The organism is Pseudomonas sp. FG6 (assembly GCF_057809015.1).
Map to the genome: position 1 here is coordinate 64328 of NZ_JBMDJD010000007.1, position 21794 is coordinate 86121.

The 21794-nt window shown below is 60.3% G+C and carries 16 protein-coding genes and 3 tRNA genes; 6 read left to right on the forward strand and 13 right to left on the reverse strand.

The genetic code is table 11. From position 1 onward, the window contains the following. Positions 1–84: 84 nt before the first annotated feature. Complete coding sequence (locus ACODSJ_RS06580) at positions 85–789, reverse strand: YebC/PmpR family DNA-binding transcriptional regulator (protein ID WP_489100945.1); 705 nt, start codon at positions 787–789, stop codon at positions 85–87. A 217-nt stretch (positions 790–1006) separates the two neighbouring features. Here ACODSJ_RS06580 and ACODSJ_RS06585 point away from each other — a divergent pair, with 217 nt between their 5' ends. Together ACODSJ_RS06585 and ACODSJ_RS06590 are read left to right on the forward strand one after the other, a co-directional pair. Continuing rightward, positions 1007–2404, forward strand: a complete 1398-nt coding sequence (locus ACODSJ_RS06585) for a type VI secretion system Vgr family protein (RefSeq protein ID WP_489100946.1) — start codon at positions 1007–1009, stop codon at positions 2402–2404. 182 nt (positions 2405–2586) lie between these two features. After that, positions 2587–3135, forward strand: a complete 549-nt coding sequence (locus ACODSJ_RS06590) for a cytochrome b (RefSeq protein WP_489100947.1) — start codon at positions 2587–2589, stop codon at positions 3133–3135. Positions 3136–3137: 2 nt separating this feature from the next. Here the strand turns inward: ACODSJ_RS06590 and ACODSJ_RS06595 are convergent, their stop codons facing one another. Next, the gene (locus tag ACODSJ_RS06595) at positions 3138–4046 is read right to left on the reverse strand and encodes a 1-aminocyclopropane-1-carboxylate deaminase/D-cysteine desulfhydrase (RefSeq protein ID WP_489100948.1); all 909 of its coding nucleotides are present in this window, start codon (positions 4044–4046) and stop codon (positions 3138–3140) included. A gap of 178 nt (positions 4047–4224) precedes the next feature. Next, on the reverse strand, positions 4225–6264 hold the full coding sequence (locus ACODSJ_RS06600) for an oxidoreductase (RefSeq protein ID WP_489100949.1): 2040 nt from the start codon (positions 6262–6264) through the stop codon (positions 4225–4227). A gap of 287 nt (positions 6265–6551) precedes the next feature. Here ACODSJ_RS06600 and ACODSJ_RS06605 point away from each other — a divergent pair, with 287 nt between their 5' ends. Both ACODSJ_RS06605 and ACODSJ_RS06610 read left to right on the forward strand, forming a co-directional pair. After that, positions 6552–7682, forward strand: coding sequence for a carbon-nitrogen hydrolase family protein (locus ACODSJ_RS06605; protein ID WP_489100950.1), 1131 nt, complete (start codon positions 6552–6554; stop codon positions 7680–7682). After that, positions 7682–8719: an AraC family transcriptional regulator gene (locus ACODSJ_RS06610; protein WP_489100951.1), complete on the forward strand. Its 1038-nt coding sequence runs from the start codon at positions 7682–7684 to the stop codon at positions 8717–8719. The genes ACODSJ_RS06605 and ACODSJ_RS06610 overlap by 1 nt, the downstream gene beginning before the upstream one ends. A 307-nt stretch (positions 8720–9026) precedes the next feature. Here ACODSJ_RS06610 and ACODSJ_RS06615 read toward each other — a convergent pair whose 3' ends face one another. The 10 genes from ACODSJ_RS06615 to ACODSJ_RS06660 form a co-directional block, all read right to left on the reverse strand. Continuing rightward, entirely contained in the window at positions 9027–9890 is an 864-nt protein-coding gene (locus ACODSJ_RS06615) for a DUF2242 domain-containing protein (RefSeq protein ID WP_489100952.1), read from the reverse strand. Positions 9891–10114: 224 nt separating this feature from the next. Next, positions 10115–11986 carry a SurA N-terminal domain-containing protein gene (locus ACODSJ_RS06620; RefSeq protein ID WP_489100953.1) on the reverse strand — a complete coding sequence of 624 codons (1872 nt, stop codon included), beginning with the start codon at positions 11984–11986 and terminating at the stop codon, positions 10115–10117. A gap of 224 nt (positions 11987–12210) precedes the next feature. After that, a complete protein-coding gene (locus ACODSJ_RS06625) occupies positions 12211–12483 on the reverse strand; it encodes an HU family DNA-binding protein (RefSeq protein ID WP_245142928.1) in 273 nt (90 codons plus the stop codon). 148 nt (positions 12484–12631) lie between these two features. After that, a complete protein-coding gene (lon, locus tag ACODSJ_RS06630; protein WP_489100954.1) occupies positions 12632–15028 on the reverse strand; it encodes an endopeptidase La in 2397 nt (798 codons plus the stop codon). Positions 15029–15270: 242 nt separating this feature from the next. Further along, positions 15271–16554, reverse strand: coding sequence for an ATP-dependent Clp protease ATP-binding subunit ClpX (clpX, locus tag ACODSJ_RS06635; protein ID WP_024778305.1), 1284 nt, complete (start codon positions 16552–16554; stop codon positions 15271–15273). Positions 16555–16661: 107 nt separating this feature from the next. Further along, on the reverse strand, positions 16662–17303 hold the full coding sequence (clpP, locus tag ACODSJ_RS06640; RefSeq protein ID WP_003183177.1) for an ATP-dependent Clp endopeptidase proteolytic subunit ClpP: 642 nt from the start codon (positions 17301–17303) through the stop codon (positions 16662–16664). Positions 17304–17395: 92 nt separating this feature from the next. After that, positions 17396–18706, reverse strand: coding sequence for a trigger factor (gene tig / locus ACODSJ_RS06645; protein ID WP_489100955.1), 1311 nt, complete (start codon positions 18704–18706; stop codon positions 17396–17398). Between the two features lie 400 nt (positions 18707–19106). Continuing rightward, positions 19107–19191: transfer RNA gene (locus tag ACODSJ_RS06650), tRNA-Leu, on the reverse strand. A gap of 57 nt (positions 19192–19248) precedes the next feature. Then, positions 19249–19324: transfer RNA gene (locus tag ACODSJ_RS06655), tRNA-His, on the reverse strand. A 41-nt stretch (positions 19325–19365) separates the two neighbouring features. Beyond that, positions 19366–19442: transfer RNA gene (locus ACODSJ_RS06660), tRNA-Arg, on the reverse strand. A 281-nt stretch (positions 19443–19723) separates the two neighbouring features. On the opposite strand from ACODSJ_RS06660, the gene folD reads away from it, so the two are divergent. After that, positions 19724–20578 (forward strand): bifunctional methylenetetrahydrofolate dehydrogenase/methenyltetrahydrofolate cyclohydrolase FolD, encoded by an 855-nt coding sequence (gene folD / locus ACODSJ_RS06665; RefSeq protein ID WP_489100956.1) that lies wholly within the window; start codon positions 19724–19726, stop codon positions 20576–20578. 268 nt (positions 20579–20846) lie between these two features. After that, positions 20847–21785: a D-alanyl-D-alanine endopeptidase gene (gene pbpG / locus ACODSJ_RS06670; protein ID WP_489100957.1), complete on the forward strand. Its 939-nt coding sequence runs from the start codon at positions 20847–20849 to the stop codon at positions 21783–21785. Positions 21786–21794: the final 9 nt, after the last annotated feature.

Here is a 21794-nt window from a genome sequence, read left to right on the forward strand (position 1 = left end):
CCCGCGATGCTGGCCCTCATTCTCTCAGAGACTGCGTCATCTTCATCGCGGGCAAGCCTTGCTCCCACAGTTGCTAGGCTTTGTTTAACCGGCCAAGCCGACAAACATGTCCTGCACGTCATCGTGGTTGTCGAGGCCTTCGAGGAACGCTTCGACTTCAGCCATCTGCTCGTCGGTCAGACCGCTGACCGGGTTTTTCGGCTGATAGCCCAATTTGGCCGCCACCACGGTGAAACCCTGCTCCGGCAAGGCCTTCTGCACCGCATCCAGGTCAGCCGGATCGGTCAGGAACAACGTCGCGCCCTCTTCACCCGGCTCGAAATCCTGGGCGCCGGCCTCGATGGCGGCCAGTTCCGGATCGGCGTCCGGAGTGTCTGGAGTGGCCTCGATCATGCCGACGTGGTTGAAGTCCCACGCCACCGAACCCGAAGCACCCAGTTGGCCCTTGCGGAAGGCGACGCGGATTTCCGCCACGGTACGGTTGATGTTGTCGGTCACGCACTCGACGATCAGCGGCACCTGGTGCGGTGCGAACCCTTCGTAAGTCACGCGATGGTATTGCACGGTTTCGCCGAGCTGGCCGGAACCCTTCTTGATCGCGCGCTCCAGGGTCTCGCGTGGCATCGAAGCCTTCTTCGCCTGCTCGACCACCAGTCGCAAGTGGGCGTTGGTGGCGACATCGGCGCCGTTACGCGCGGCAATGGTGATTTCCTTCACCAGTTTGCCAAAGATCTTGCCCTTGGCGTTGGCAGCCGCTTCTTTGTGTTTAACCTTCCACTGTGCGCCCATTACTCACTCTCTTGTCTGACGCGCCGAGACATCTGCCGGCCGGCGCTGTGGCGCAAGTTTATACGGCCTAAACCGCCTGATCGACCAAAAATTTTCGCTGGTGGATCGACATTTTCCCGGCATGTTGTAGGCGGTTTCTGAAACAACCACTCACCTGCACCGTTCCACCCCAGGGTTTCGTACCCTCGTCACCTCCCTCCTCCCAGTGAACGCCGCGATGCACAACGACACGGAAAGTCCCTTCAGCCTGACACTCACGCAAAGCGACTTGCGGTTGCAAGTACTGCGCTTCAACGGTCAGGAAGCCCTCAACCAGCCCTACCGCTTCGACCTCGAACTGATCAGCCTGGGGCCACCGATCAGTGCCGATGCGCTGTTGGGACAACCGGCGTTCCTGCGCCTGAACGGCGAATCGGGCGTTCACGGCATGCTGCAGAGCGTCAGCCTGAGCGCCGACGCCTCATTGCGCATCGGCTATCACCTGACACTCGTCCCCTACCTCCAGCGGCTGGACCAGGGGCCGCAGCGACGGGTCTTCCATCGGCTCAGCGTCGTGCAACTGTTGCAACGCCTGCTGGAGGAGCATGCGCTGCCCCCGGACAGCTACCGCTTCGAACTGCCCCATGGGCATTACCCCTACCGGCCATTCTGCATCCAGTACGAGGAAAGCGACCTGGTCCTGCTGCAGAGGTTGTGCGAAGAGGAAGGCATCCATTACCACTTCGAACACACCCCTCAGGGGCACATCCTGGTGTTTGCCGAAGACCCGAAGAGTTTTGCGGCGCACCCGGTCGAGTTGCCCCTGCGTCGGGGCAACGAACGGCAACCGGCGCTCCAGCGGTTGTACCAGCATCATCACTCGATGCTCCCTGGCCTGCCCGCCGGGTTCAAGGACCGGGCGAGCGAGCGATCCGACGACACGGCGGCGAACCAGGTATTTGCCGAGGCCGCCCACGAGATGATCCGGGCCGATCCGGCCCAGGCCTACCGCTCCCAGGCCAGTCGGCGAAACCTGGAACGGTTGCGCTGCCAGCAGCGGCGGATCCACGGCCACAGCAACCAACCGGCGCTGCATGGCGGCCAGATCGTGCAGATCTGCGACCACCCGCTGGCGGTCTTCAACGACCAATGGCTGATCACCGACGTCCAGCATCAGGGACGGCAGTTTTCAATCCTCGAACCGAACCCGCCGGCCACGCCGCCGTCCACGGACTACCGCAACCGGTTCACCGCCATTGCCTGGTCGACGGTGTTCAGGCCGGCCCTCAAGCACCCCAAGCCGTGTATTCCCGGCTATCACCTCGCCCATGTACTCGGCCCCGCCGGGCAACCGGCCAGGCTCGACGAGCAAGGGCGGGTCACGGTCAGCCTCTGGACACCCGGGCAGGAAGGCCTGGCGCTCCCCGTGTCGCAACAGCGACTGGGCGCGCTCCCACGCCTGATGGCCGGCAGTGAAGTGCGGGTAAGCTTTCTCGACGGCGACCCCGACCGACCGGTTTTGTGTTCGCAACCTTCGGATATAGGCATGGAAAGCGTCGCCGCCCCACCCCCGCGCAGTCACGATACCGGGCTGCTGTTCGACTGGCTGCTGAACCCTCCGGATGCGACATCCTGAGCCAACACCTTGAGCCAACACCCGGCCCGCCAACAGGCTGCGTAACCTGCTTTTGAACGACAGCAGCATGAAATCCTGCGGCAAAACCTGATCTGCCTCATGCAAACACGTCGAAACGGGCATACAGTAGACGCAACGCTGCTCAAGACGGCGCTCTACCCTGATTGTTGGAGATACCCGTAATGCCCTGGAAGAATTCAGAAAGCCGCTACAGTACCGTCACGGTTACCCTGCATTGGCTGATGCTGGTTTTGCTCGCTGTGGTTTATGCCTGCATCGAGTTCCGCGGAATATTCCCCAAGGGCAGCGGCGGCCGGACCCTCATCAAGGAAGCGCACTTCATGCTGGGCCTGACAGTGTTCGTGCTGGTCTGGCTGCGCCTGTTCGCGCGCAGCGTGGGCAAGGCCCCGGCGATCTTCCCGGCATCGCCGGCGTGGCAGACATTCGTGGCGCACCTGATGCACTGGGCGCTGTACCTCTTCATGATCGCAATGCCGCTGCTCGGCTGGCTGATCACCAGTGCCGAAGGGCACCAGGTGATGTTCTACGGCTTCGACCTGCCGCTGCTGATCGACCAGGACAAGGCATTTGCCAAACAGCTCGAAGGCTGGCATGTACTGGGCGGCACCATCGGCTACTGGTTGATTGGCCTGCATGCCCTGGCCGGCCTCTACCACCACTACGTCGTGCGCGATAACACGCTGTTGCGCATGATGCCCAAGCGCGGCTGAGACTATTCAAACCCCCGGCGGCCCTGCAAACCGCCGGTGTGGACGAAGATCAAGCGGGTGCCCGCGGCAAACTGTCCGGCTTCGACCCGCGCCTTCAACAGCAGCAACGCCTTGCCGGTGTACAGCGGCTCCAGCTCGATTTCACCCGTGCCCTGGATGAACGCCGTGAGATCCGCATCGACCCGAGCGAAACCACCCCGGCTGCCGTCGAGCAGCGCGTAGCACGGATTCGCAAGCCCCGCCGCCGCCACGATGCCTTCAACCTGCTGCGCCACGCCGTGATCCGCAGGCACGGCCAGGACGCCGTAGACCGGATGCGCTCCCGCTTCGGCCAGCACCAGGCCAGCCAACGAGGTGCCGGTGCCGCAGGCCAGCCACCAGCCGTGGTAATCGCGCCAACCCAGTGTCGCCAATTGTTCCCGGGCACGCGTCACCCACACCTTGCAACCTTCTGCGCCAGGCAATCCTGAGCCGCCCTCAGGCACCGGATACAAATGCGGATAACGGGCGCGCCAGTCGTCCCAGAACCCAGGTGCGTGCCGCTCGCGGTAGCCGCCGTAGCCCAGCCAGTGCAGCGCCATGCCGAAAGCCTTCAGGTCGAGCACCGTGGGCGTTTCCACAGGATGGCCGCGCAGCAACCCGACCGTTGGAAAGCCAAAGCGCTTGCCCGCCGCCGCCAGCGCGTGCAGATGGTTGGAATAGGCGCCGCCCAGGCTCATGACGCCCTCGGCCCCGGCCTCGTGGGCAGCACGCAGGTGGTGGAGCAGCTTGAACCATTTGTTACCGCTGATCAGCGGATCGATCCGGTCCAGGCGCAATACCGCCAGCTCGACGCCAGCATGGGCGAGCCAATCCAGCCGAAGCGGTTCAAGGAGCGGTTGGGGTTGCCAGTCGAGGGCACGAGACAGCATGGCGGCAGGCCGGATGGAAAGAGGCCGGCATCTTAACAGCTGGTCGCGGACTCCCCGACATCGAAAAAATGTGGGAGCGAGCTTGCTCGCGAAAAGGGAAGCACATCCAGCATCTTGGCCACCTGACCCACCGCTTTCGCGAGCAAGCCCGCTCCCACAGGGGATGCGGGCGTGTGCCTTACAGTTGCGCCGCCAATCGCGAGCCCTGGTCGATCGCCCGCTTGGCGTCCAGCTCGGCCGCCACATCGGCACCGCCAATGAGGTGGACACGCTGCCCCGCCGCTTCCAGGTCTTGCTGCAACTCGCGCAACGGGTCCTGGCCGGCACAGATCACGATGTTGTCCACGGCCAAGACTTGCGGCTCGCCCGTTTCACCGATGCGAATGTGCAGTCCTTCGTCGTCGATCTTCAGGTACTCAACACTGTTGAGCATCTGCACCTGCTTGTTCTTCAGGCCCGTGCGATGGATCCAGCCGGTGGTCTTGCCCAGGCCATCGCCGACCTTGGAGGTCTTGCGCTGCAACAGGAACACCTGGCGCGCCGGCGCATGGGGCTCGGGCTTGACGCCAGCCACGCCGCCGCGGGCCTGGAGCCGGGTGTCGATCCCCCACTCCTTCCAGAAGGCTTCACGGTCCTGGCTGGTGGCGACACCCTGATGAACCAGGAACTCCGACACGTCGAATCCGATGCCGCCTGCGCCAATCACCGCGACGCTGTGGCCCACCGGCTTGCGCCCCAGGATCACGTCCAGGTAGCTCAGGACCTTGGGGTGCTCCACCCCGGGAATCGCCGGCACCCGAGGCACGATGCCGGTGGCGAGGATGATCTCGTCGTAACCACCCGCCACCAACCGGGCGGCATTCACCCGGGTGTCGAGGCAGAGTTCGACGTGGGTGGTCTGCACTTTGCGCTTGAAGTAACGCAGGGTCTCGTAGAACTCCTCTTTGCCCGGCACGCGCTTGGCGACGTTGAACTGGCCACCGATTTCGCTGGCTGAATCGAACAACGTAACCTGATGGCCACGCTCGGCCGCGACGGTGGCGGCGGCCAATCCGGCGGGGCCGGCACCGACCACGGCGATTTTCTTCACCTGGGTCACCGGCAAATAGTTGAGTTCGGTTTCATGGCACGCCCGTGGGTTCACCAGGCAACTGGTGAGCTTGCCGGCAAAGGTGTGATCCAGACACGCCTGGTTGCAGCCGATGCAGGTATTGATTTCATCGCCACGCCCGGCGGCAGCCTTGTTGACGAACTCAGGGTCCGCCAGGAACGGCCGCGCCATGGAGACCATGTCGGCGTCGCCTTCGGCCAGGATCTGCTCAGCCACCTCCGGGGTATTGATACGGTTGGTGGTGATCAAGGGGATCGTCACCGAACCGCGCAGCTTGGCCGTGACCTTGCTGAACGCCGCGCGCGGGACCTTGGTGGCGATGGTGGGAATCCGTGCTTCGTGCCACCCGATACCGGTGTTGATGATCGTCGCCCCGGCTTGCTCGATGGCCTTGGCCAACTGGACGATTTCGTCCCAGGCACTGCCCCCCTCCACCAGGTCGAGCATCGACAGGCGAAAAATCACGATGAAATTCGGACCTACCGCCTCGCGCACCCGGCGCACGATTTCCACCGGCAGGCGCATGCGGTTTTCATAGCTGCCGCCCCAACGATCGGTGCGATGGTTGGTGTGGGCTGCCAGGAACTGGTTAATGAAATAACCTTCCGAACCCATGATCTCGACGCCGTCGTATTCGGCCTGCTGGGCCAGGAGCGAGCAGCTGACAAAATCGCTGATCTGCTTCTCGATGCCCGCCTCGTCCAGCTCCTTGGGCTTGAACGGGTTGATCGGTGCCTGGATAGCGCTCGGCGCTACCTGCTTGGGGCTGTAGGCATAGCGCCCGGCGTGGAGGATCTGCATGCAGATCTTGCCACCGGCCTCATGCACGGCCCGGGTGACGACCTGGTGCTTGAGCGCCTCTTCCTGCGTGGTCAGCTTGGCCGCGCCGGAATAAACCCCGCCCTCGTCGTTCGGGGCGATCCCGCCAGTGACCATCAGCCCTACGCCACCCCGCGCCCTTTCAGCGAAATACGCGGCCATGCGTTCAAAACCGCCGGGCTTCTCTTCAAGACCGGTGTGCATGGAGCCCATCAGAGTGCGGTTGCGCAACGTGGTAAACCCCAAGTCCAGCGGGGCAAGCAGGTGCGGGTAATGAGAGGCGGTCATTGGCAACTCCACAAACGGGCGATCACGGAAAGTACGGAAGCTCTGCGGCCTCCCTTTGTCATGTCCAACAGACTAAGAGGCAAAACCGGCACGCTCAATGACCGAAACTGACAAGTTGATGATCCAAATGCGCAGCACATCAATGTACGTAGAGCCGGGCGCCATCGGTGATCAGTCAGGAGAAATGAGGGCATGCCCTTTCGCCAATCCCTTGTTTTACCGTACCCTGCCCCGTAGCCCTAGCTGAAAAATCACGAACCTGCACCCGGCGGCTGACTGTTTCCCCCATGCGCAAATTTCTGTACCTGCTGTTTTCATTGGCCATCATCGCCGCCCTGGTCACCTATGCAGTGTGGACGGCGGATCGGCCGGCGGGTCATTACCTGTCAGACCTTCGCATCAACCTGGCGGTGGACCAAGGCATACCGGCCGACCGGGGCAACCTGCTGGGTATCCAGCCCGAACTGTTTCCCACCGACTACCAGACCCCTGCGCGCCTGCATCGCAAGCTGGCCGCCTACCTGCAGACCGCTCGCGACCAGGGTTTGCTCAACGACAGGACGGTCGTGGTGTTGCCCGAGCACATCGGCACCTGGTTGATGGTCAGTGGCGAAAAAGACGAGTTGTATCAAGCCACAACGCTGAAAGAAGCGATGAACTGGCTCGCCGTCAGCAACCCCCTGGCGTTTCTCAGGGCGTTGCTCAGCGCCCAAGGCGATAGCCGCTTGAATGAGGCCTACCTGCGCATGAAAGCCGAGGCCATGGCCCAGGATTACCAAGCGCTGTTCGGCGGGCTCGCCAAGGAGTTCAGCGTGACCCTGGTGGCCGGCTCCATCGTGCTGCCGGAACCGAGCGTCAGTAGAGGCGAACTGAAGATCGGCAGCGGCGCGCTGTACAACAGCAGCGTGGTGTTCGACCGCGATGGTCAGCCGATCGGCCAGCCCCAGCGCCAGCAACACACGGTGTTCGAGCAACGCGACGTGCACGGCGGCGCCCCCACGCAGACCCTGGCCGTCCTCGACACCCCCGCGGGTCGCCTGGGCGTACTGATCGGGAGCGACAGTTGGTACCCCATTCACTACCGCGTGCTCGACGAACAGGGTGCGCAACTGATCGCCGTGCCGGCCTTTGTCATGGGTCGGGACGCTTGGGAAAAGCCCTGGAGGGGCTACAAGGGGTTGTCCACGCCCGGCGAAGTGAGCCTCAAGCCCGGTGAAGTGAGTGAAGGCCAAGCCTGGCACCGCCTGACGCTGACCGGCCAGTTACCGATCAGTCAGGCCAGGGGCGGCGTCAGTGTGTTTTTGCGTGGCCAATTCTGGGATAACGGCAGCGCCGGCCAGAGCTTCATCAGCCACGACGGCGAGCACTTCCCCGACGGCGAAGCCCGTGGCGCCCGCCTGCTGAACCTGTGGTTGTGATGAAACCGCAGCCGATGCGCCTGGGAGATCTGTCAGTAGGCTTCGTCCACAGCCTCGCCGATGCAGTGGCCAGCCACGGGCAGGATCCCCAACCCTTGCTTGAACAATACGGTTTGGATGCCGCACGCCTCGGCGAGCCCGGGGCCCGGCTATCGATCCCGCGCTACATGCGCCTGGGCCACGCCGCCATCCAACAGACCCAGGATCCGGCGCTGGGCCTGCGCATGGGCCAGCTCAGTCGCTTGAGCCAGGCCGGGTTGGCGGGCGTTACCGCCGCCCAAGCGCCGACTGTTCGCGAAGCCGCCCGCTGCCTGATCCGCTTCGAGCCGCTGTACGGCGCCAACTATCGCGGCCAGTCGAGTCTCCACGAGGACGCCCGAGGCGCCTGGCTGAGGTTCTATTCCATCAGCCCGTACAACGCCTATAACCGCTTTGTCGTGGATTCAATCATCGCCGGCTGGCTTACCCAGCTCTCAAGCCTCTGCGGCGTCACGCTGCGTGCCGAACGCATAGACATCGAATTCGAAGAACCGCCGTACCGGGAAGCCTACCGCCTGCTCGGCGACGGGCCGATCCAGTTTGGCGCCGAACAGAACCAACTGCGCCTGGGCCTGGACAGCCTCGCCCTGCGCAACGTGCAGCACTGCCCCAGCACCTGGCGGTACCTGTTGCAGCTGTGTGAACGGGAACTGGAGCAACTGACCCGCACCCGCAGCCTGCGTGAACGTATCACCCGACTGCTGGGTCCTTTGCTCAACGGCGGCCGGGAACCCGACCTGAAAGAAGTGGCAGCGCGCCTGAACATGCCAACGTGGACCTTGCGCCGCAAGCTGGCCGATGAGGGCACGCAATTTCGCGCAATCCTCAACGACACCCGTCGCGACCTGGCCATGACCTACATTCGCGATACCGAGTTGGCATTCGGCGAAATCGCCTACCTGCTGGGGTTCGCCTCTGCCGAGGCATTCCAACGTGCCTTCAAGCGCTGGAACGACCAAACGCCGGGGGAGTTTCGCCGCAGTCATAGAGGCATCTGAACTTCAAGCATTCGCTGGCCGCTTGGCGCGCGCGTCGCGGTCCTCAGCCCTACAGCTCCGTCGCATCTTCGGCAGGCTCGAGTGGGTCCAGCTCGTAGGCCTGATATTCCAGCAGCTCTTCCTGATATTCATCCATTTCGTTTCCTTCCCTTCTCATTGAAACCAATGCCTGATGGCGCTGGTATCAGCATAAAGCTGCTTTGTGAATAAAACATGAAGCAAAAGCTTCATGAATCAAACGTAGCACAGCCCTTGGGAATTAACGCACACAGATGTAGCAAGGCGTTACAGCCGTTGCCGCACGGCCTCAGGAGGCAGGCAGCGGCTGGATCGGCTCGGTCGGTGCCGGCAAGTCACTGGGCGGCGGTGGCGTGATGATCTCGGTCGCCGCTGGTGTGTAAGGCTCAGGCTCGCTGGGCGCGATGGGTGCTGGCTCGACCGGTGGCGCGACGGGCTCGGAAGCGGCAGGAGCCGTCTCCACCGGCGTCGGCACCGCGTGCTGGACCGGCACGACAGGCACAGGTACCGCCATGGCGGCAGGAGCCGCCGCAGGCACCGGCATCAAGGCCGCCGGTTCAGCCTTGGTTTCCGGGACACCCAGCTCGGCTTTCGGTTTCTCCGCATCACCCGTGGCCTTCTTCGCATCCGAAGGGAGGAACAGCTCGACCAGGGCAAAGAAACGCTCATAGAACTTGGTGGCCGACACGGTTTCACTGGCGACCTTGACCATCGAATCGTCGGACGAGCCGATTGGCATCGACACGGACCCCAATACCCCGACACCCAGGCTGGCGGAATTATTGATCTTCTTCAGGGCATACCGGTCCTGCAGGGCATTGGCGAACATGGTCGCACGATGCCCCGGGCCTCCGTCTTCGGCGCACACCAGGTTGAAGCTGATCTCCATGTGCGTATCGCCGGCCTGCTGGAAGCTCTTGTGGCCGCTGACCAACTTCGGATCGCTGCTGGTGATGATGTAGCCCTGACTGAGCAACGCCCGGCGCCCGGCTTCGCAAGTCGCCACGTCGGTCGTTGGATAAGTGCGGGAGAAGGTACCGGAATCATCGAAGCTTTCATGCTCGTAGATGGCGGCTTTCTTCGACGAGCAACCGGCTGCGGCGGCCAGCATCAGTGCCAGCCCGACGGTTTGCATGTGAAATGATCTGAACATTGAACATCCTGAGGAAAACGGTCCGAGGCGTATTGTGCAACAGAACAGCGCCCGACAGTTTGGGTAATCGTGCCTGGAAAGAGTGACCAGTCTACTGGTGGTTGCCCACGGGAAAAAGGTGCCAAGGCAATGGATCGACGAACATCCTGCCAGCGGCAAAAAGCCGACACAAAAAAAGACCCCGGCTTTCGGCCGGGGTCTCTTGCTGGCAAATCATCAAGGCATCAGAAACGCTTGATGTCCGCCTGGCTCTCCAATTGCTTGCGATAAGCCGCGAAGTCCTGTTGGCCGACGCGAGACGCCAGGTACCGGCGATACTCGGCCTTCTCCTGATCGGTCGGTGCCGCCGCCTCGTTCACGCCGTTCAGGCGCACGATCACCAGGCTACCGTCAGGCAACGTCACGCTGCTGAAGGTCGGCTTGCCCTTCGCTTCGGGCTTGGGCATGCGGAACAACGCCTGCAATACCGCCGGCTCGATGCCTTCCTGGCCGCGGGTGGCCGCTGCGGTCGTTTTCCAGCCTTGACCGTCGACCGGTTTGTCCAGCGCAACCTTGCCGTCGCGTAGTTGAGTGATCAACTCTTCAGCGCGGGACTTGGCCGCCGCACTGGCATGTTCCTTGGCCAATTGAGCACGGATCGGACCTGCCACGCTTTCCAGTGGCAGTTGCTCAGGCTTGCGGTGCTCCTTGGCACGCAGGACCACGACCGTTTCCGGGTCCAGCTCGATGGCGGTGCTGTTGGCACCTTCATCCAGCACTTCCTGGCTGAACGCCGCAGTGACCACGGCACGGTTGGCCGCAATGCCATCGCCGCCTTCACGCCCGAACGGCGCCGACGTGTGCACGGTCAGCTTCAAGTCCTGGGCCGGTTGGGCCAGGTCAGATGCTTCGAACGAGGCATCTTCCAGTTGCTTGGTCGCCTCCACGAAGCGCTGCTCCACTTGCTGGGTTTTCAGCTCGCGGGTCAGCTTGTCCTTGAGGCTGGCAAATGTCGGCACTTCAGGCGCCTCGACGCCCAGCAGCTTGATCAAGTGCAAACCGAAGTCGGTACGTACCGGGGCCGAGACCTGGTCCTTGTTCAGCGCATACAAGGCCTTCTCGAACTCAGGGTCATAGACGCCAGGGCCGGCATAACCGAGATCGCCGCCGCTGTTCGCCGAACCCGGATCCTGGGAAAACTCCTTCGCCAGGGCTTCAAAGGACTCGCCCTTGGCCAGGCGCGCCTGGATCTGCGCGATCTTCTCCTTGGCTTGGGCTTCGGTGACCTTGTCGTTCACTTCGATCAGGATGTGCGCAGCGCGACGCTGCTCGGACAAGTTGGCGATTTCTTTCTGGTAGGCCGCCTGCAGGTCTTCGTCCTTGACGCCGACCTGGTCGAAGAAAGCGGCTTTCTTCAGCTCAAGGTAATCGATGACCACCTGGTCAGGGGTCATGAACTCCTTGGCATGCTTGTCGTAGTACGCCTTGACCTCATCGTCGGTCAGCTTCACGCCGGACGGATCGGCCTTGATATTCAAGGTGGCGAAATCACGGGTCTGTTTCTCCAGGCGAGCAAACGCCAGCACCTGGGCATCGGTGACGAAACCGCTGCCAGCCAACCCGGCGCGCAGCTGGCCAATCAACATTTCCTGGGCCAGCATCTGGCGGAACTGCATACGGCTGTAACCCAGCTGGCGGATCACCTGATCGAAGCGCTCAGGGCTGAATTTGCCCTCGACCTGGAATTCAGGCGTCTGCAGGATGACTTGATCCAGCGCGGCTTCAGAGAAGGCGAACTTCGCATCGTGCGCGCCTTGCAGCAGCAGCTTGCGATCGATCAGGCCCTTGAGCGCCGAGTCACGCAGCATCTTTTCGTCCAGCAGGGAGGCGTCGAAGTCCTTGCCCAGCTGTTGCATGAGCTGACGGCGTTGCATGTCGACCGCCTGGCTCAGCTCGTTCTGGCTGATGTTTTCGCCGTTGACCTTGGCCGCTTCGTTGCTGTTGGTGGTGGCTTTAAAAATCGCATCGAAACCGGTCAACGCCATCAACGCGACGATGACCCCGATGATGGTCTTGGCAATCCAGCCTTGTGAATTGTCCCTGATATTCTGCAGCATGCGTCCCCCAGAAACGGTTGAACTTCAAAATTTAGGCAACCGTGGAGCGTGGGTAGAATCCGAATAGAAGAAAGGCGCATCCGAGGATGCGCCTTCTCGTAACTGGCGAAGCAGACCGAGCTCGAACCCCCGAGCCCTGGCACGACAGGTCGGTTGCAACCGACCGTGTTACCGCTCCGCTGCCAAGCCAGGCATGACCCGACCCGGATAAACTCAGTGAAGCCTTAGTTAACGGCTTCTTTCAGCGCTTTACCAGCTTTGAAGCCTGGCTTCTTGGCCGCAGGAATTTGCAGCGTTTTGCCGGTCTGTGGGTTGCGACCGGTACGCGCTGGGCGATCGGTCACGGAGAAGGTACCGAAACCTACCAGAACAACGGAGTCGCCAGCCTTGAGAGCGCCAGTGACGGATTCGATTACAGCGTCCAGCGCGCGGCCAGCAGCAGCTTTCGGGATATCAGCGGATGCAGCGATAGCATCAATCAGTTCCGACTTGTTCACTCTAAGTCCCCTTATATCTATTTGAGATGATTCTAAGTTTTTTTGGTGAAAGCAAAAACGAGTGCTGAATGGCCTACAGACACATAAGAGCCGCTTTATAACAAGGGCTCTAAAAAACTGTCAAGGAAGCCCCCCAGGCAAATACGTATTAATGCGTACTAATTCTTTCCTTAGAGTCAGACTCTCGCTTTTCGTCCTTCGCGACAATCTCCGGAGCCACATCCGGCAAGGGCTCCGGCGCGTATTGCAGCGCAATTTGCAGGACCTCGTCAATCCATTTAACAGGTTTGATCTGAAGATCCTGCTTGATGTTGTCAGGAATTTCCTTCAGGTCGCGGACATTCTCTTCGGGAATGATCACGACCTTGATCCCGCCACGGTGAGCCGCCAGGAGTTTTTCCTTCAAGCCACCGATAGCCAATACCTGACCACGCAGCGTGATTTCGCCGGTCATGGCGACATCGGCGCGCACCGGGATACCCGTCAACGCAGAAACCAGCGCCGTGCACATGCCCACCCCGGCACTAGGACCGTCCTTGGGCGTCGCCCCCTCAGGCATGTGGATGTGGGTGTCGCGCTTCTCGTGGAAATCCGCGGGAATGCCCAGGCTGCGGGCGCGACTGCGCACCACCGTCTGCGCTGCAGTGATCGACTCGACCATCACGTCACCAAGGGAACCGGTCTTGATCAGTTGCCCTTTGCCCGGCACCACGGCGGCCTCGATAGTCAGCAATTCACCACCGACCTGGGTCCACGCCAAGCCAGTCACCTGGCCGATTTGATCCTGTTGCTCGGCAAGGCCGTAGCGGAACTTGCGCACACCCAGGAAGTGCTCCAGCAGGTCAGGCGTGACCTTGACCGCAAAGCGTTTCTCCAGCGCGTGCTCCTTGACCGCCTTGCGGCAGACCTTGGCGATCTGCCGCTCCAGGCCGCGCACACCCGCCTCACGGGTGTAGTAGCGAATGATGTCGCGAATCGCCTCTTCGCCGAACTCCAGCTCGCCTTTTTTCAGGCCATTGGCCTGGATCTGCTTGGGCGAGAGGTACTTGACGGCAATGTTGATCTTCTCGTCCTCGGTATAACCCGGCAGACGAATCACCTCCATCCGGTCCAGCAACGCTGGTGGGATATTCATGGAGTTGGAGGTGCAGAGGAACATCACATCCGACAGGTCGTAGTCGACTTCCAGATAGTGATCGTTGAAATTGTGGTTCTGCTCCGGATCGAGCACTTCGAGCAATGCAGAGGCTGGATCGCCACGCATGTCGCTGCCCATCTTGTCGATTTCATCCAAAAGGAACAGCGGGTTGCGCACACCCACCTTTGTCATCTTTTGAATCAATCTTCCTGGCATCGAACCGATGTAAGTACGGCGATGACCCCGGATTTCCGCTTCGTCACGCACCCCACCGAGGGCCATGCGTACGAATTTGCGGTTGGTGGCGTGGGCAATCGACTCCGCAAGGGAGGTTTTACCCACCCCGGGAGGACCGACCAGGCACAAGACCGGGCCACGAATTTTCTTCACGCGCTTTTGCACGGCGAGGTATTCGAGGATGCGCTCCTTGACCTCTTCCAGACCGTAGTGGTCGGCGTCGAGGATGTCCTCGGCACGCGCCAGGTCCAGACGAACCTTGCTCTGGGCCTTCCACGGCACCTGGACCAGCCAGTCGATGTAGGAACGCACCACAGTGGCTTCGGCGGACATCGGTGACATCTGCTTGAGCTTGTTCAGCTCAGCCAGGGCCTTGGCCAATGCATCCTTGGGCAGCCCTGCTGCATCGATGCGCTTCTTGAGCTCTTCGATCTCGTTGTGACCTTCGTCACCGTCGCCCAGCTCCTTCTGAATGGCCTTCATCTGCTCATTCAGATAGTACTCGCGCTGGCTGCGCTCCATTTGCTTCTTGACGCGACCACGAATGCGCTTCTCGACCTGCAGCAGATCGATCTCGCCATCGAGCAATGCCAACACGTGCTCGACACGAGCCGACAGGTCGATGATCTCGAGGATCTCCTGCTTCTGTTCGATCTTGAGGGCCATATGGGCCGCCATCGTGTCCACCAGCCGGCCCGGCTCGTCGATGCTGTTAAGCGACGACAGGACCTCGGCGGGGACCTTCTTGCCCAGTTGCACGTATTGCTCGAACTGAGAAAGCAGGCTGCGGACAAACACCTCAGACTCACGTTCAGGGGCGTCGACTTCTTCGATCAGCGACACCTCGGCCCGGCAATGGCCGTCCACTTCGCTGAAACGCTCGACCGTACCGCGCTGCTCGCCTTCCACCAGCACCTTGACGGTGCCATCAGGCAGCTTGAGCAGTTGCAAGACCGTTGCAATCGTCCCCACGCGATACAGCGCATCTTCACCAGGATCGTCGTCAGCAGGGTTTCTCTGAGCCAGCAGGAGAATTTGCTTGTCGCCCGTCATCGCTGCCTCAAGGGCTTCGATGGACTTCTCGCGCCCCACGAACAGCGGGATAACCATGTGCGGATACACCACGACATCACGCAATGGCAGGAGAGGCAATTCGATGGTTGTCTTCATGATTTCGCCTCTACGGCGGCCCTATGGCCGGAAACAGATGGAAGTAAGCTTGAAACCAAGATGGGGGCAGCGCTGAAAAAAAACAAGCGCAAAGGCAAATGCCAGACGGTTAAAAGAAATAATTGACTGGTTGGGGAGGCTGCTACGCAGCCCAGCGGGGCGGTGCGACGTTTCGCTAAATCCCTCGCCACATAAAAGCAAAGGGGCCCGAAGGCCCCTCCTTTGTTCCGACAACGGGACGCTTAAGCGTCCGGTGCGGCCTTGGCAGCCGGCTCACTGTTTTCGTAGATATACAGTGGCTTGGACTTGCCTTCTATGACGCTTTCGTCGATCACAACCTTACTCACCTCGGACTGCGAGGGGATTTCATACATTGTGTCGAGCAATACGCCTTCGAGAATCGAGCGCAATCCACGGGCACCGGTCTTACGCTCCAGGGCACGTTTGGCGACCGATTTCAGCGCGTCAGACCGGAACTCCAGGTCTACGCCTTCCATCTCGAACAGCTTGGCATACTGCTTGGTCAGCGCATTCTTCGGCTCGGTCAGGATTTGCATCAACGCTGCTTCATCCAACTCGTCCAGCGTCGCCAGGACCGGCAGACGGCCCACGAATTCCGGGATCAGACCGAACTTGACCAAATCGTCAGGTTCGACTTCACGCAGGGATTCACCGACCTTCTTGCCCTCTTCCTTGCTGCGCACTTCGGCATTGAAACCGATGCCACCACGGGTGGAACGGTTCTGGATCACCTTCTCCAGGCCGGAGAATGCGCCGCCGCAGATGAACAGGATGTTGCGGGTATCGACTTGCAGGAATTCCTGCTGCGGATGCTTGCGACCACCCTGGGGCGGAACGGAAGCGACCGTGCCTTCGATCAACTTGAGCAAGGCCTGCTGCACGCCCTCACCGGAAACATCCCGGGTGATGGACGGGTTGTCGGACTTGCGGGAAATCTTGTCGATTTCGTCGATGTAGACAATGCCCATCTGGGCTTTTTCCACATCGTAGTCGCACTTCTGCAACAACTTCTGAATGATGTTCTCGACGTCTTCACCTACGTAGCCAGCCTCGGTGAGGGTGGTTGCGTCGGCGATGGTGAACGGAACGTTCAGCAAGCGGGCCAGGGTTTCGGCAAGCAGGGTCTTACCCGAGCCTGTCGGGCCGATCAGCAGGATGTTGCTCTTGCCGAGTTCGACCTCGTCATTCTTCTTGTCACGTTGGTTCAGGCGCTTGTAGTGGTTGTACACCGCTACCGCCAAAACCTTTTTCGCGCGTTCCTGACCAATCACATACTGATCAAGGATGCCGCTGATTTCTTTAGGCGAAGGCAATTTATGCGCGCTGCTTTCGGCCTGGGCTTCCTGCACCTCCTCGCGGATGATGTCATTGCACAGGTCGACGCACTCGTCGCAAATGAAGACCGAGGGGCCGGCAATCAATTTGCGTACTTCATGCTGGCTTTTGCCACAGAAGGAGCAATAAAGCAGTTTGCCGTTGTCCTCGCCGTTGCGGGTGTCAGTCATTCGATCGATCCAAATCCGATAGGCTTGCAACACAAGATGAAGGCAATTGCGGGCTTTTTCAAGCCCGCAGGCGGCCGGTCATCCCAACCACCTGCATTTTGAGCGGCTTAGGCAGGCATTTGACGCTTGTTGATCACGGAGTCGATCAGGCCGTATTCGGCCGCACGCTCAGCGCTCATGAAGTTGTCACGCTCGGTATCACGCTCGATGGTCTCCAGGCTTTGGCCGGTGTGATGGGCCAGCAGGGAGTTCAGGCGCGAACGGATATGGAGGATTTCCTTGGCATGGATGTCGATGTCCGACGCCTGACCCTGGAAACCACCCAATGGCTGGTGGATCATCATGCGTGAGTTAGGCAGGCAGTGACGCTTGCCCGCTGCGCCACCGGCGAGCAGGAAAGCACCCATGCTGCAGGCCTGGCCGATGCAGATGGTGGAAACGTCCGGCTTGATGAATTGCATGGTGTCGTAGATCGACATGCCTGCAGTCACCGAACCGCCGGGGGAGTTGATGTAAAGATGGATATCCTTGTCCGGGTTTTCCGCTTCAAGGAACAGCAGTTGCGCCGCAACCAGGTTGGCCATGTAGTCTTCAACGGGGCCGATCAGGAAAATGACGCGTTCCTTGAGCAGGCGCGAGTAGATGTCATAGGCGCGCTCGCCACGAGCGGACTGCTCGATAACCATCGGGACCAGGCCGCCTGCGGCCTGGATGTCAGAGCTCTGCTGATAAAAAGAATTGCGGGACATGTCTCGCAGTCACTCCCAAATAGTTATGTCTTGAATACGCATAAGCCAGCACGAAGGCTGGCTTATGGTGTGTATTTCTTACCGCGGAACGATCAATCGGCTTGTGGAGCTTCCACCGGCTTGACCGCTTCTTCGTAAGAGACCGCTTTATCGGTCACGCTAGCTTTCTGCAGAACAGTATCCACAACTTGTTCTTCCAGCACAACCGAACGGACTTCGTTCAGTTGCTGGTCGTTCTTGTAGTACCAGGACACGACCTGCTCAGGCTCTTGGTAAGCCGAGGCCATTTCCTGGATCAGCTCGCGAACACGGGCTTCGTCAGGCTTGAGCTCGAACTGCTTGACCACTTCGGCAACGATCAGGCCCAGCACGACGCGGCGCTTGGCTTGCTCTTCGAACAGTTCGGCCGGCAGTTGGTCTGGCTTGATGTTGCCGCCGAACTGCTGGACAGCCTGCACGCGCAGACGATTGACTTCGTTGTCCAGCAACGCTTTAGGCACTTCGATCGGGTTGGCGGCCAGCAGACCGTCCATGACCTGGTTCTTGACCTTGGACTTGATGGCCTGGCGCAGTTCACGCTCCATGTTCTTGCGAACTTCGGTGCGGAAACCTTCCAGACCGGTTTCCTTGATGCCGAACTGGGCAAAGAACTCTTCGTTCAGCTCAGGCAGTGTCGGCGCGGAAACACTGTTGACAGTCACGGTGAACTCGGCGGCTTTGCCAGCCAGGTCCAGGTTCTGGTAATCCTCAGGGAAGGTCACGTTCAGAACGCGCTCTTCACCAGCCTTGGCGCCAACCAGGCCGTCTTCGAAGCCAGGAATCATGCGACCGGAACCCAGCACCAGCTGGGTAGCCTTGGCGGAACCGCCAGCGAACACTTCACCGTCAACCTTGCCAACGAAGTCGATGTTCAGTTGATCTTCGTTCTGGGCAGCGCGATCGGCCACTTCGAAACGGGTGTTCTGCTTGCGCAGGATGTCCAGCATCTTGTCCAGATCGGCATCGGACACATCAGCGCTCAGGCGCTCGACGGCGATCGACTCGAAACCGGCTACAGTGAACTCTGGGAACACTTCGAACGTAGCGACGTATTCCAGGTCCTTGCCTTTTTCCAGCACTTTAGGCTCGACGGACGGTGCGCCGGCCGGGTTCAGCTTCTGCTCGACGACCGCTTCGTAGAACGAAGACTGGATCACGTCGCCCACAGCTTCCTGACGCGCATCAGCTTCGTAACGCTGACGGATCACGCTCATTGGCACTTTGCCTGGGCGGAAGCCTGGGATCTTGGCCTTTTGGGCAGTCTGCTGCAGACGCTTGTTGACCTGAGTCTCGATGCGCTCAGCCGGCACGGTGATGCTCATGCGGCGCTCAAGAGCAGAAGTATTTTCAACAGAAACTTGCATGGATATTCCTCGTTGCACAGACGTTGGCCGGGCGTTCCCGCCCCCAGAATCAAGGGCATGCATTCTAGTAGGTCAAACCCAAGAAGTCACCCTACTGAAACAGGCAGGAAACCGGCACCGAATTTAGGAGCACAGGCAAACCGCCACGCCTCCCCCGGATTGCAAATACAGGTCGTTCCGACCAGATGCCTGCCACAACGCTTCTATATATAGAAGCACTGTACCCGCACACCTGACCGCCGCCCCCACAAGGAGACCGACGGGGCCTGCCGCGCATCATCACGTAACACAATCGTGACAACCCACCGCCAGCGCCAGACACAAAAACCACCAAAAACAAAAACGGCGCAGCCCTTTTCAGGTACTGCGCCGTTTTCTGCTATCTACATAGCGACTTGTTTGGTGCGGACGGAGAGACTCGAACTCTCACACCTTGCGGCGCTGGAACCTAAATCCAGTGTGTCTACCAATTCCACCACATCCGCGTATCAAGCTTTTAAAGCAAAGGCGCCAGACTGTTAGATCTGGCGCCTTCTAGAATATGGGGTGGACGATGGGGATCGAACCCACGACAACGGGAGTCACAATCCCGTGCTCTACCAACTGAGCTACGCCCACCATATTGCCTTGTTGCGTTACTTGTGCCAAAGCTGCCTAATTGGCGCACCCGGCAGGACTCGAACCTGCGACCATCCGCTTAGAAGGCGGATGCTCTATCCAGCTGAGCTACGGGCGCCTTTTTAATCTGTATTCTTGGACGAGTACAAACTAAGTGCTTTCAGTTTTGCCGAGTTGAAACAACCAACTCCGCTCCACCTTCTTAACCAGTGCTAGGCTGTGCCCGACAAGTGCGACGAATGTTATAGACGACCCGATAGGTCGTCAACTCTTTTTTGAAAAAAATTCATTTAATTAAAGGGCTTAGGGGAATTTGCAGACCAAGCGCCTTTGCCCTCGCGGCTTTGCGTGCGAGAATGCGCTCTCTTTATTTCCCCTCTCGATGGTTAACCACGCGCAATGACTGCACAACTTATCGACGGCAAATCGATCGCCGCCAGCCTGCGCCAGCAGATCGCCCAACGAGTCGCCGAGCGTCGCCAGCAAGGCCTGCGCACGCCCGGCCTTGCGGTGATCCTGGTCGGCAGCGATCCTGCCTCTCAGGTTTATGTCTCGCACAAGCGTAAAGACTGTGAAGAGGTCGGCTTCCTTTCCCAGGCCTACGACCTGCCTTCCGAAACCACCCAACAAGCGTTGGCCGATCTGATCGATCGCCTGAACGACGACCCGAACATCGACGGCGTTCTGCTGCAACTGCCTCTGCCCGGACACCTTGACGCCTCCAAACTGCTCGAGCGCATTCGCCCGGACAAGGACGTCGACGGTTTCCATCCTTATAACGTCGGCCGCCTGGCCCAGCGCATCCCGCTGCTGCGCCCTTGCACCCCCAAAGGCATCATGACCTTGCTGGAAAGCACGGGCGTGGACCTGTACGGCCTGGATGCCGTGGTCGTGGGCGCGTCCAATATCGTCGGGCGACCGATGGCCATGGAACTGCTGCTCGCCGGCTGCACCGTCACCGTGACCCACCGCTTCACCAAGGACCTGGCCGGCCATGTCGGCCGTGCCGACCTGGTTGTGGTTGCCGCTGGCAAGCCGGGGTTGGTCAAGGGCGAGTGGATCAAGGAAGGCGCCATTGTCATCGACGTGGGCATCAACCGCCAGGAAGACGGCAAGCTGGTCGGCGACGTGGTCTACGAGACCGCCCTGCCCCGCGCCGGCTGGATCACTCCGGTACCTGGCGGCGTAGGTCCGATGACCCGCGCCTGCCTGCTGGAAAACACGTTGTATGCGGCAGAGACGCTGCATAGCTGATACGCACCAGCAAGCCCCTGTGGGAGCGAGCGTGCTCGCGATAACGGTGGACCGGCCAGCCTTCAGGCTGACTGCCCTATGGTTATCGCGAGCACGTTCGCTCCCACAGTTGTTTTTATCGCCAGATCACGCCTTCATTAAATTTTATTCATTCGCCAGCCCAGGCGGCACGGGCATATGGCGCAGTCCTCGCCCATACTCATAAAATGCGACGCTTTTTCCAAAGCCGCTGCTGAAAAGCTCCTTCAACTCCATCGAGTCTACTCGCGTGAAAATCCGTCTTTCGCTCCTCAGCCTGCTCTTTGCTTTCACAGGCCCTCTACTCACGCAAAACGTCGATGCGCAGGAGACCATCGCTGCTCCCCGCGACACATCCAAACTGCAGGTCGCCTCGGGCAGCGCGATACTGCTGGATTTGCAGACCGACAAGGTCGTTTATTCGAGCAACCCGGACGTGGTGGTGCCCATTGCTTCGGTGACCAAGTTGATGACCGGTCTGATCGTGCTCGATGCCAAGCAGAACCTGGACGAATACATTTCCATCACCATTGCCAACACCCCTGAAATGAAGGGCGTGTTTTCCCGGGTCAAGCTCAACAGCGAACTGTCGCGCCGCGACGTGTTGCTGATCGCCCTCATGTCGTCGGAAAACCGCGCCGCCGCCAGCCTCGCCCATCACTATCCGGGCGGGTACGCCGCATTCATCGCCGCCATGAACGCCAAGGCGAAGGCCCTGGGCATGACCAGCACCCATTATGTCGAGCCTACCGGACTGTCCATTCACAACGTGTCCACTGCCCGCGACCTGACCAAGCTGCTGATTGCCGCGCGCAAGTACCCGCTGCTGAGCGAGCTGAGCACCACCAAGGAAAAGACCGTTACCTTCCGCAAGCCGGTCTATAGCCTGGGCTTTCGCAACACCGATCACCTGATCCACAAGGCCAACTGGGACATTCAGTTGACCAAGACGGGCTTCACCAATGAGGCCGGCCACTGCCTGGTGCTGGTGACGAAAATGAGTAATCGGCCGATGGCATTGGTGATTCTCGATGCCTTTGGCAAGTACACCCATTTCGCTGATGCCAGCCGGATACGCAGTTGGGTGGAAACGGGCAAGAGCGCCGATGTGCCGTCGGTGGCCTTGCAATACAAGGCGGCGAAGAATCTCAAGAGTCGCCAGAGTGGCGTGACGGAAGCGTCCAAATAAACCACAAAG

Coding starts and splice junctions, on each gene's coding strand:
- folD (WP_489100956.1), top strand. CDS start 19,724: ATGACTGCACAACTTATCGACGGCAAATCGATCGCCGCCAGCCTGCGC.
- tig (WP_489100955.1), bottom strand. CDS start 18,706: ATGCAAGTTTCTGTTGAAAATACTTCTGCTCTTGAGCGCCGCATGAGC.
- ACODSJ_RS06585 (WP_489100946.1), top strand. CDS start 1,007: ATGCACAACGACACGGAAAGTCCCTTCAGCCTGACACTCACGCAAAGC.
- clpX (WP_024778305.1), bottom strand. CDS start 16,554: ATGACTGACACCCGCAACGGCGAGGACAACGGCAAACTGCTTTATTGC.
- ACODSJ_RS06595 (WP_489100948.1), bottom strand. CDS start 4,046: ATGCTGTCTCGTGCCCTCGACTGGCAACCCCAACCGCTCCTTGAACCG.
- clpP (WP_003183177.1), bottom strand. CDS start 17,303: ATGTCCCGCAATTCTTTTTATCAGCAGAGCTCTGACATCCAGGCCGCA.
- lon (WP_489100954.1), bottom strand. CDS start 15,028: ATGAAGACAACCATCGAATTGCCTCTCCTGCCATTGCGTGATGTCGTG.
- ACODSJ_RS06620 (WP_489100953.1), bottom strand. CDS start 11,986: ATGCTGCAGAATATCAGGGACAATTCACAAGGCTGGATTGCCAAGACC.
- ACODSJ_RS06605 (WP_489100950.1), top strand. CDS start 6,552: ATGCGCAAATTTCTGTACCTGCTGTTTTCATTGGCCATCATCGCCGCC.
- ACODSJ_RS06610 (WP_489100951.1), top strand. CDS start 7,682: ATGAAACCGCAGCCGATGCGCCTGGGAGATCTGTCAGTAGGCTTCGTC.
- ACODSJ_RS06580 (WP_489100945.1), bottom strand. CDS start 789: ATGGGCGCACAGTGGAAGGTTAAACACAAAGAAGCGGCTGCCAACGCC.
- ACODSJ_RS06615 (WP_489100952.1), bottom strand. CDS start 9,890: ATGTTCAGATCATTTCACATGCAAACCGTCGGGCTGGCACTGATGCTG.
- ACODSJ_RS06600 (WP_489100949.1), bottom strand. CDS start 6,264: ATGACCGCCTCTCATTACCCGCACCTGCTTGCCCCGCTGGACTTGGGG.
- ACODSJ_RS06590 (WP_489100947.1), top strand. CDS start 2,587: ATGCCCTGGAAGAATTCAGAAAGCCGCTACAGTACCGTCACGGTTACC.